Raw genomic sequence first — 8,725 nt, forward strand, 5'->3', positions numbered from 1 at the left:
CAACTATGTCAACCATGGCGTCCTGGAGGTCGAGGCGACCCCATCCGGCGCCGACAGGCTGATCGTCGGCGGCACGGTCGACATATCAGGCGCCACGCTCAACCTGGTCCTGACGCCGGCGACAGCCGAGAGCTGGAACCTGCGCAACGGGCCGTACACGATCATCCAGAACAATGGCGCTGCCGATGTCGCCGGCACCTTCGCCTCCGTCGGCAACCTCAACGACCTTCTCTTCCTCGACCATCTCATCAACTACAAGGGCGGCGACGGCAACGACATCACCCTCGCCTTGGCGCGCAACGACGTCGCGGTCGCCAACGTCGCCACCACCCGCAACCAGTTCGCGACCGCCGGAGCCCTCGATCGGCTGGGCGAAGGCAATGCGCTTGCATGGGCCATGCTGCTCATGACCGACAAGGACGCAGCGCGCCTGGCGCTGGATGCCGCGTCGGGCGAGGTTCATGCCTCAGCCAAGGGGATGCTGATCGAGGACAGCCGCTTCGTCGCCGATGCCGCAACCGCCCGCGTCCGGGCGGCCATGGGCGACGTCGCCGCTCCCGCCATGCCAGTGATGGCTTATGGCGAGGGCGGCCCGGAGCTGGTCGAGGCTGACACCAGCCGTTTCGTCGTGTGGGGGCAGGCTTTCGGCTCCTGGGGCACGGCGAGCGGCGACGGCAATGCCGCCGGCCTCGACCGCTCCACCGGCGGCTTCCTCGCCGGCGCCGACACCGTGATCGGCGAAGCCTGGCGGGTCGGCCTGCTGACCGGCTACAACCACGCCAGTTTCTAGGTCGACGATCATGCCTCTTCCGGCTCCAGCGACACCTATCACATCAGCCTTTATGGCGGTAGACAGTGGGACGGCCTCGGCCTGCGCGGCGGCGTCGCCTACAGCTGGAACCGGATCGACACCAGCCGCAACGTCGTCGTTCCAGGCTTCGTCGATGCGCTGACGGCGAAATACGATGCCGGCACCGCGCAGGTCTTCGGTGAGGCCGGCTATCGCCTCGAGACGCGCATGGCTGCCTTCGAGCCCTTCGCCAGTCTCGCCTATGTCAACCTCCACACCGACAGCTTCACGGAAAAGGGGCGCGCCGCCGCACTCACATCCGCTGCCTCGACCACCGAGACCACCTTCACCACGCTCGGCTTGCGGGCCTCGGCCGGCTTCGACCTCGGCGGAATGCAAGCAACCGCGCAGGGTACGCTCGGCTGGCGTCATGCCTTCGGCGACACCACGCCGACCGCAGACATGGCCTTCGCCGGTGGCGACCTCTTCACCATTGCCGGCGTGCCGATCGCTAGGGATACAGCCATCGTCGGGGCCGGGCTCGATTTCCGGATCGCCGACAGCACCACGCTGGGGATCAGCTACTCCGGTCAGTTCGGGAAGAAGGCGGCCGACCAGGGCGTCCGCGCCACGATGCAAGTGCGCTTCTGATTTTTCGGCTTGCCTCAGCCTTCGGCGGGAACCGCTTTCGGCTTGCCCTCGCCATCCAGCGCCACCATGACGAAATCCGCATGGGTGACCTTCTCCATCAGGTCGGAGAGGTAGCGCTGCGCCCAGGCCTCGACCTTGAGCGTCATCGAGGTGCGGCCGACGCGCTCGACATGGGTGTAGATGCACAGCGTGTCGCCGATCTTCATCGGCTTGGCGAACGACATCTCTTTCACCGCCGCCGTCACCACGCGGCCCTTGGCGCGCTCGGCGGCGCGGATGCCGCAGGCCAGGTCCATCTGCGCCATCACCCAGCCGCCGAAAATGTCGCCGGCCGCATTGGCGTCCGAAGGCATGGCCAGGGTGCGCAGCGTCAGATCGCCAAGCGGCCGTCCTTCAGCGTAGTGCACCATGCGAGAAATCCTTCGAGACTGGCTGCCCTCGATCCCGTATCGTCACGGCGCCAGAAGGTCAACGAGCCACGGCATGGCCACAGGCTCGGACTGGCAAAAGACCTGCGACAGCCGGCGCGCGGTGTCGGCAGCCTTTTTGCCGGGCAGCTTTTTCACGATAGGAATTTTTTCTTGACTGGGTGCCCTCAGCTATGGTACATTTTTGCCTATGGTGCTGATTTGCGCCAGTGACCCGCCGCACAGGCGGGTTTTTCGTTTGCTCCGTCAGCCAACACACCGGCGAAGGTTTCCGAGGACCGGTTAACCCGAGTTCGTAGACCCTGGGCATGGCCATGGGACGGCAGTTCGCATCACCCGGCGAAGATCGATCAGAAATAGCGCCTGAGGTTCGTGCGAATGCGATCGAGCACGCTGTTCCCGGAAAGGTCCGGAGAGAACTCCTTGCCGGTGATCGCCTCATAGGCCTGCGCATAGACATGCGAGGCCTGTTCGACGATCTCGGCCGGTATCTCAGGTATCGGGTCGCTGTAGGGGTTGCAGCGCGCCGAGACCCACGACCGGACGAAATCCTTGTCAAAACTCTCCGGCCGGCTGCCGTCGGCGAGCGCCTGTTCGTAGCTCGATGCGATCCAGTACCGGCTGCTGTCCGGGGTGTGGATTTCATCGGCAAGAATGATGGTCCCGTTCCTGTCGGTGCCGAATTCGTACTTCGTGTCCGCCAGGATCAGGCCGCGCTCGGTGGCGCGCTGCTGGCCACGGGCGAACAGCCGCAAAGCGTAGCCGGACACGGTGTCCCACTGCGCCTGCGTGAGAAGACCCTGTTCGAGGATCTCGGCTTTCGACAGCGGCTCGTCATGGCCGCCATGCGCGGCCTTGCTGGTCGGCGTGATGATCGGCTCGGCCAGCTTTTCATTGTCGCGCAGGCCGTCCGGCAGGCGGATACCGTACATGTCGCGGTCGCCGCGCTTGTAGCGCGTCAGGATCGAGGTGCTGGTGGTTCCCGCCAGATAGCCGCGCACGACGATCTCGACCGGCAGGATGTCGAGCCTCGTGCCGACGACGACGTTCGGGTCGGGGTATTCGAGAACATGGTTCGGACAGATATCGGCGGTTTCCTCGAACCAGTAGCGCGCCGTCTGGGTCAGTATCTCTCCCTTGTAGGGGATCGAGGTCAGGATGATGTCGAAGGCACTGAGCCGGTCGGTGACGATGATGATGCGCCGGCCATCCGCCAGATCGTAGTTTTCGCGGACCTTGCCGCTGTAGTGGCCCGGCAGTTCGGGAATGAACGCGTCAGGGAGGGTCCGCATATGATTTCCTGCCTTCCGCAGAGTGGCCAGAGCATAACTCCGAAAAGTTATGCGCCAAGATAGTGCCACCGCATAGGCTGTCGGGACGATAGATATCAAGCGCGATTGTCGGGAATCCCCGCAAACCTGATCGGTTCGACGGTCGCTTTTTTCACAACTGATGCCGGATGGCGCGGCGACTTCGGAATGCCGTCGCGTCTAGGCTGCAGCCAATTTTTCGGAGCCTCCCATTTCCATCATGCAGACCTATGATTTCATCATCGTCGGCTCCGGCTCGGCCGGCTCGGTCCTGGCTGAAAAACTGTCGGCCTCGGGGCGCTTCTCGGTGCTGGTGCTGGAGGCCGGCGGCAGCGACCGCCGCTTCTACGTGCAGATGCCGCTCGGCTACGGCAAGACCTTCTTCGATCCCGGCGTCAACTGGAACTACAAGGCCGAGCCGGACCCGGGGCTTGCCGGCAATGCCGACCACTGGCCGCGCGGCAAGCTGCTCGGCGGTTCGAGCTCGATCAACGCCATGGTCTGGATCAGGGGCGCGCGCGAAGATTTCGATGCCTGGGCCGCCGCCGGCAATCCCGGCTGGGGCTATGACGATCTGCTGCCCGCCTTCAAGGCGCTCGAGGACAACCAGGCCGGCGCGGACCAATGGCGCGGCGTCGGCGGCCCGCTGCATGTCACAGACTGTTCGGGCGCCGTCCACCCGCTGACCAAACGCTATCTCGTCGCCGGCCAGCAGGCCGGCTTGCCCTTCAACCCGGATTTCAACGGCGCTGCCCAGGAAGGCGTCGGCGTCTACCAGATCTCGACCCGCAACGGCCGCCGCATGTCGGCGGCGCGCGCTTTCCTGCGCCCGGCGATGAAGCGCGCCAACGTCCGCGTCGAGATGAAGGCGCTGGCGACCAGGGTGCTGTTCGAGGGCAAGCGCGCCGTCGGTGTCGAATACCAGCAGAACGGCGAGACGAAGTCGGCGCGTGCCGGTCGCGAAGTCATCCTGTCGGGCGGCTCGGTCAACTCGCCGCAATTGCTGCAGCTGTCCGGCGTCGGGCCTTCCGCGCTGCTGAAAGGCCTGGGCATCCGGATGGTCCACGCCAACGAGAATGTCGGCGCGCATCTGCAGGATCATGTCGGCATCAACTACACCTTCAAGGGCAAGCTGCCGACGCTCAACCAGACGCTGCGTCCCTGGTGGGGCAAGCTGCTGGTCGGCATGCAATATATCCTGACCCGTTCGGGCCCGCTGTCGCTGTCGATGAACAATGCCGGTGGCTTCTTCCGCACCGACCCGGCGGCGACGCGGCCCAACATGCAGCTCTATTTCCAGGCATTCTCGACCGTCATTCCCAAGAGCGGCGAGCGTCCCATCCTGACGCCCGACCCATGGCCGGGCTTTTCCATCGGCCTGTCCAACTGCCGCCCGTCGAGCCGTGGCGAGATCATGATCCGCTCGGCCAATCCGCGCGAGTACCCCAGGATAACGGCCAATGCCTACTCCACCAATGCCGATGTCGAGGAGATGCTGGCGGCGGTGAAATTCGTCCGCAAGATCGCCTCGATGCCTGCCATGGCCGAGATCATCGAGGAAGAGGTTTTGCCAGGCCCGTCAATCACTTCCGATGCAGACCTGATTCAGGATTTCAGGAAGCGCTCGGGCACTGTCTATCATCCGGTCTCGACCTGCCGCATGGGGCCCGATCCGGCGCGCGCCGTCGTCGACCCGCGTCTCAAGGTGCACGGCATCGACGGCCTGCGCGTCATCGACGCCTCCATCTTCCCCGACAACATCACCGGCAACACCAACGCCGCCTCGATCATGACCGGTTGGAAGGGCGCCGAACTGGTTCTGGAGGACCAAAAATGAAGATCACGGACGTCAAGACCTGGGTTGTCGACAATCCGCCGCCCGGCATCGGCGGCAAGTATTTCATCTTCGTCAAGTTGACCACCGATGGCGGCGTGGTCGGCTATGGCGAGGCCTACAACGCCACCTTCTCCGCCCATGTTACCGCCCGGATGGTCGAGGACATGGCCGAGCGCTATCTCGTCGGCCGCGATCCGCACGACATCGAGAACTTCTTCCGCCGCGCCTATTCGTCCGGCTTCACCCAGCGGCCCGACGTGTCAGGCATGGGCTGCTTCTCGGCGCTGGAAATGGCCTGCTGGGACATCATCGGCAAGGAGGCCGACAAGCCGGTCTACAAACTGCTCGGCGGCCAGGTGCACGAAACGCTGCGTTCCTACACCTATCTTTATCCGCACACCGGCAGCGTCCACTCCGAGGATGCGCACGGCAAGAACGTCTACAACGACCCCGATCTCGCCGCCGCCTGCGCGCTCGAATATGTCGAACAGGGGTTCAACGCCGTCAAACTGGACCCGGCCGGCCCCTACACCGCCTTCGACGGCCACCAGCCGCGTCTTGTCGATATCGACCTGTCCACCCGCATGATCAAGGCGATCCGCGAGGCGGTCGGCACCCGCGCCGACATCCTGTTTGGCACGCACGGCCAGTTCACAGCGTCCGGCGCGCTGCGCATGGCGCGCGCCATCGAGCCCTATGATCCCTTGTGGTTCGAGGAGCCGGTGCCGCCTGACATGCCCGAAGTCATGGCGCAAGTGGCCCGCGCGACCTCGATCCCGATCGCCACCGGCGAACGGCTGACCACCAAGTTCGAGTTCGCCCGCGTCATCGAGAACCGCGCCGCGACCATCCTGCAGCCGGACCTCGGCCGCTCCGGCGGCATTCTCGAAACCAAGAAGATCGCGGCGATGGCCGAGGCCTACCACATCCAGGTCGCCCCTCACTGCTATTGCGGGCCGATCGTCGGTGCGGCCAACATCCAGCTGGCGGTGACACTGCCCAACTTCCTCATCCTGGAATCGCTGAAGCAGTGGGACGGTTTCCATGCCACGCTCTTGAAGAAGAAGATCGAGTGGCAGGACGGCAACGTCGTCCCCTCGAAGGAGCCCGGCCTCGGCGTCGAGTTGAACGAAGCGGTCTGCGACGCGCACCCCTATACGGGCAAGGACCTGCATCTGCAGATGATGCAGACCCCGCTGATGCCGTGAGCAAGAGCTACGCCTTCATCGGGCTTGGCCATCTCGGCGGAAACCTTGCCGCCAGCCTGATCCGCAACGGCTTTGCCGTCACCGTCCTCGACCGCGATCCGGCCGCCGTCGAGCGCCTGGTGGCGCTCGGCGCCACTGCCGCGAGCAGCCCGGCCGAGGCCGCCGCCTGGGCCGGCAATGCCATCACGTGCCTGCCTTCGCCCAAGGTCAGCGAAGCGGTGCTGGCCGGACCCGGCGGATTGCTGGAGGGCCTACCCCAAGGCGGCACCTGGATCGAGATGTCCACCAACGGCCGCGACGAGATTCTTCGCCTTGCGGCCCTCGCCTCGGCCAGGGGCGTCGAGACGCTGGAATGCCCGGTCACCGGTGGCGTGCATCTGGCGGCGGCTGGCAAGATCACCGCGCTGGTCGGCGGCGATCCAGCGCTCTACGAACGTCATCGGCCGGCCATCGAGGCGATGTGCGCAAAGTCGTTCCTGATGGGTCCGGTCGGCTCGGCGGCGGTGATCAAGGTGATCACCAACATGCTCGCCTTCATCCATCTCGTCGCCGCCGGCGAGGCGCTGATGTTGGCCAAACAAGGCGGGCTCGACCTCGCCCAGTCCTACCATGCCATCTCAGCCTCCTCCGGCAACAGCTTCGTCCACGAGACCGAAAGCCAGCTCATTCTCAACGGCTCCTACGACATCGGCTTCACCATGGACCTGGCGCTGAAGGACCTCGGCTTCGCGCTGGCGATGGGCAGGGAATTCAGACTGCCGCTCCAACTGGCGCCGCTTGTGAGTGAGATTTTCCAGATGGGCAAACAGGAATATGGCGGCAGCGCCTGGTCCACCCAGATCGTCAAATTGCTCGAGGATGCCGTCGATACCGACCTGCGCGCGCCCGGTTTTCCGGCCAAGCTGGAACTCTGACATCAGCCAGTTATCAAGCGATTTCAGGACGTTGGATTGATGGGCGGATTCATCTGAATCAATCTGTCAACGGCTTGATTCAGTATCTGAGCGTCAATGCACCCGGCAGGATCTCGAAGGTCGCGGGTATGCGTCCCGGCGACTCGCCGTCTATATCGACCAGGGCGCCATTCTCTGACGCATCGCCGAGCGGCTCGACCACCACTTTCCTGCCGCGCAGGATGGTGATCGCCGGATGGTTGCGGTGCCGGCCGCCATAGAGCAGCCGGATGTCCCAGATCAGCTTCAGCTTGCCGGCGGCGCGCAGGATGACGATGTCGAACTGCCCGTCGGTCAGGTCGGCATCCGGCGCGATCATCATGCCGCCGCCAAAGAACTTTCCATTGGCGACCGCCACCAGCGCCATGCGCGCTTCGACGGGTGCGCCGTCATCGACCGTGATCCTGACGTCCTGAAAACGGTAGCGGATGAACTCCACCACGGTGCGCCACAGGAACAGTGCCTTGGCCGACATCCTGCCCTTGCGCTTGTCGGCATTGACGGCGCGGTCGGTGGCGCCGGACAGGCCGAGACTGGCGATGTTGATGAAGTGCCGGCTGGCCAGCGCGCCGTGATCGTCGATGTAGCCGATGCGCCCGGCATCGACCTTGCGACCCTTGGCTTCGGCCAACCGCTTCAGCACGGCATCCACCTCTTTCGGCAGGCCGAGCCCGCGCGCGAAATCGATGCCGGTGCCGCACGGCAACAGGCCAAGTTCAGTGATCCGGCCGCTCTCCTGGGCCGCCTGCAGAAGCCCGTCGGCCACTTCGCTGGCGGTGCCGTCACCGCCGGCCGCAATCACCAGATCGAAGCCAATCATTGCGAGATCGATTGCCAGCCTTTCGGCATCGCCTTCGGCCTGCGTTTCGCGCAGCTCGAATTCGCCGAAATGCTTTTTCAGCGACACGGCAACATCAGGCCAATGCCGTTTCAGCCGGCCGCCACCGGCAATCGGGTTGAGAACCACTCCGACTTTCAAAATACCCGCCCTCCCCGGCGCCGGACATGCAGGTCCGATCCTTTGCCGGCATTGAAGCCCGCGACCACCGGCGGAGCAAGGGGCGCTGTCGGCTCGTACGCAAAAAAGCGGGCGGGCTGTCTAAAGCAGCCGGCGCTCGAATTCCCCGGTTTGTGGCTAACGATCCCCGGTAATCCCGCTATCCACAGGGCAGCGGCCATTCCCCAGGACCCTTACTCGGTGTACATTAAACCCATCTCAGGCGGCTACCGATCATCAAGCCGAAAGGCGAAGTGAAAGGCGGATTTCCTGAGGCCCGTACGGCCCGAAGCGAGAGCAGGCTTGCCTGTTTCGAGGGACGGAGCCGAGACCTACGGGGCCGCGGAAAGCGTGCCAACGCCGACGGCGGACCGATGCTGCCATGAAGGACGGCAAAAACCTTCGATGGTGCGCAGGGCAAAGCTCGCAAGGGTGGAGACCGGCGTGGTCCCGAACGGACGCTGCTCTCGGGCGGCGGACTGGCAGGACCGTCAAAATCAAGGCCGGCAAGGCGCGACGACTTTACGGAAGGTGCTGCCGCGACCGTGTCC

The 8,725-nt window shown here is 64.6% G+C and carries 6 protein-coding genes and 1 pseudogene; 4 read left to right on the top strand and 3 right to left on the bottom strand.

What is annotated here, in order from left to right:
• Positions 1 to 82: 82 nt before the first annotated feature.
• Positions 83 to 1,441, top strand: a pseudogene (locus tag EOA22_RS38890) (autotransporter domain-containing protein).
• 14 nt (positions 1,442 to 1,455) lie between these two features.
• Here EOA22_RS38890 and EOA22_RS16625 read toward each other — a convergent pair.
• Together EOA22_RS16625 and EOA22_RS16630 are read right to left on the bottom strand one after the other, a co-directional pair.
• Entirely contained in the window at positions 1,456 to 1,851 is a 396-nt protein-coding gene (locus tag EOA22_RS16625) for a hotdog domain-containing protein (protein WP_013530049.1), read from the bottom strand.
• Between the two features lie 368 nt (positions 1,852 to 2,219).
• On the bottom strand, positions 2,220 to 3,161 hold the full coding sequence (locus EOA22_RS16630; protein WP_063168821.1) for a phosphoribosylaminoimidazolesuccinocarboxamide synthase: 942 nt from the start codon (positions 3,159 to 3,161) through the stop codon (positions 2,220 to 2,222).
• Between the two features lie 238 nt (positions 3,162 to 3,399).
• On the opposite strand from EOA22_RS16630, the gene EOA22_RS16635 reads away from it, so the two are divergent.
• From EOA22_RS16635 to EOA22_RS16645, 3 genes are read left to right on the top strand one after another with little or no spacing between them, the layout of a single operon-like run.
• A complete protein-coding gene (locus EOA22_RS16635; RefSeq protein ID WP_063168822.1) occupies positions 3,400 to 5,016 on the top strand; it encodes a GMC family oxidoreductase N-terminal domain-containing protein in 1,617 nt (538 codons plus the stop codon).
• Entirely contained in the window at positions 5,013 to 6,224 is a 1,212-nt protein-coding gene (locus tag EOA22_RS16640; protein WP_063168823.1) for a mandelate racemase/muconate lactonizing enzyme family protein, read from the top strand. The genes EOA22_RS16635 and EOA22_RS16640 overlap by 4 nt, the downstream gene beginning before the upstream one ends.
• Entirely contained in the window at positions 6,221 to 7,138 is a 918-nt protein-coding gene (locus EOA22_RS16645; RefSeq protein WP_063168824.1) for an NAD(P)-dependent oxidoreductase, read from the top strand. The genes EOA22_RS16640 and EOA22_RS16645 overlap by 4 nt, the downstream gene beginning before the upstream one ends.
• A gap of 79 nt (positions 7,139 to 7,217) precedes the next feature.
• Here the strand turns inward: EOA22_RS16645 and EOA22_RS16650 are convergent, their stop codons facing one another.
• Positions 7,218 to 8,156, bottom strand: coding sequence for a diacylglycerol kinase family protein (locus tag EOA22_RS16650; protein WP_063168825.1), 939 nt, complete (start codon positions 8,154 to 8,156; stop codon positions 7,218 to 7,220).
• Positions 8,157 to 8,725: the final 569 nt, after the last annotated feature.

The sequence above is a fragment of the Mesorhizobium sp. M7A.F.Ca.US.014.04.1.1 genome (genome assembly GCF_003998745.1).
Taxonomy (GTDB): domain Bacteria; phylum Pseudomonadota; class Alphaproteobacteria; order Rhizobiales; family Rhizobiaceae; genus Mesorhizobium; species Mesorhizobium ciceri.

Excerpts from the sequence above, each read along its gene's own strand:
- EOA22_RS16640 (WP_063168823.1), top strand. The coding sequence starts at position 5,013 with ATGAAGATCACGGACGTCAAGACCTGGGTTGTCGACAATCCGCCGCCC.
- EOA22_RS16630 (WP_063168821.1), bottom strand. The coding sequence starts at position 3,161 with ATGCGGACCCTCCCTGACGCGTTCATTCCCGAACTGCCGGGCCACTAC.
- EOA22_RS16635 (WP_063168822.1), top strand. The coding sequence starts at position 3,400 with ATGCAGACCTATGATTTCATCATCGTCGGCTCCGGCTCGGCCGGCTCG.
- EOA22_RS16625 (WP_013530049.1), bottom strand. The coding sequence starts at position 1,851 with ATGGTGCACTACGCTGAAGGACGGCCGCTTGGCGATCTGACGCTGCGC.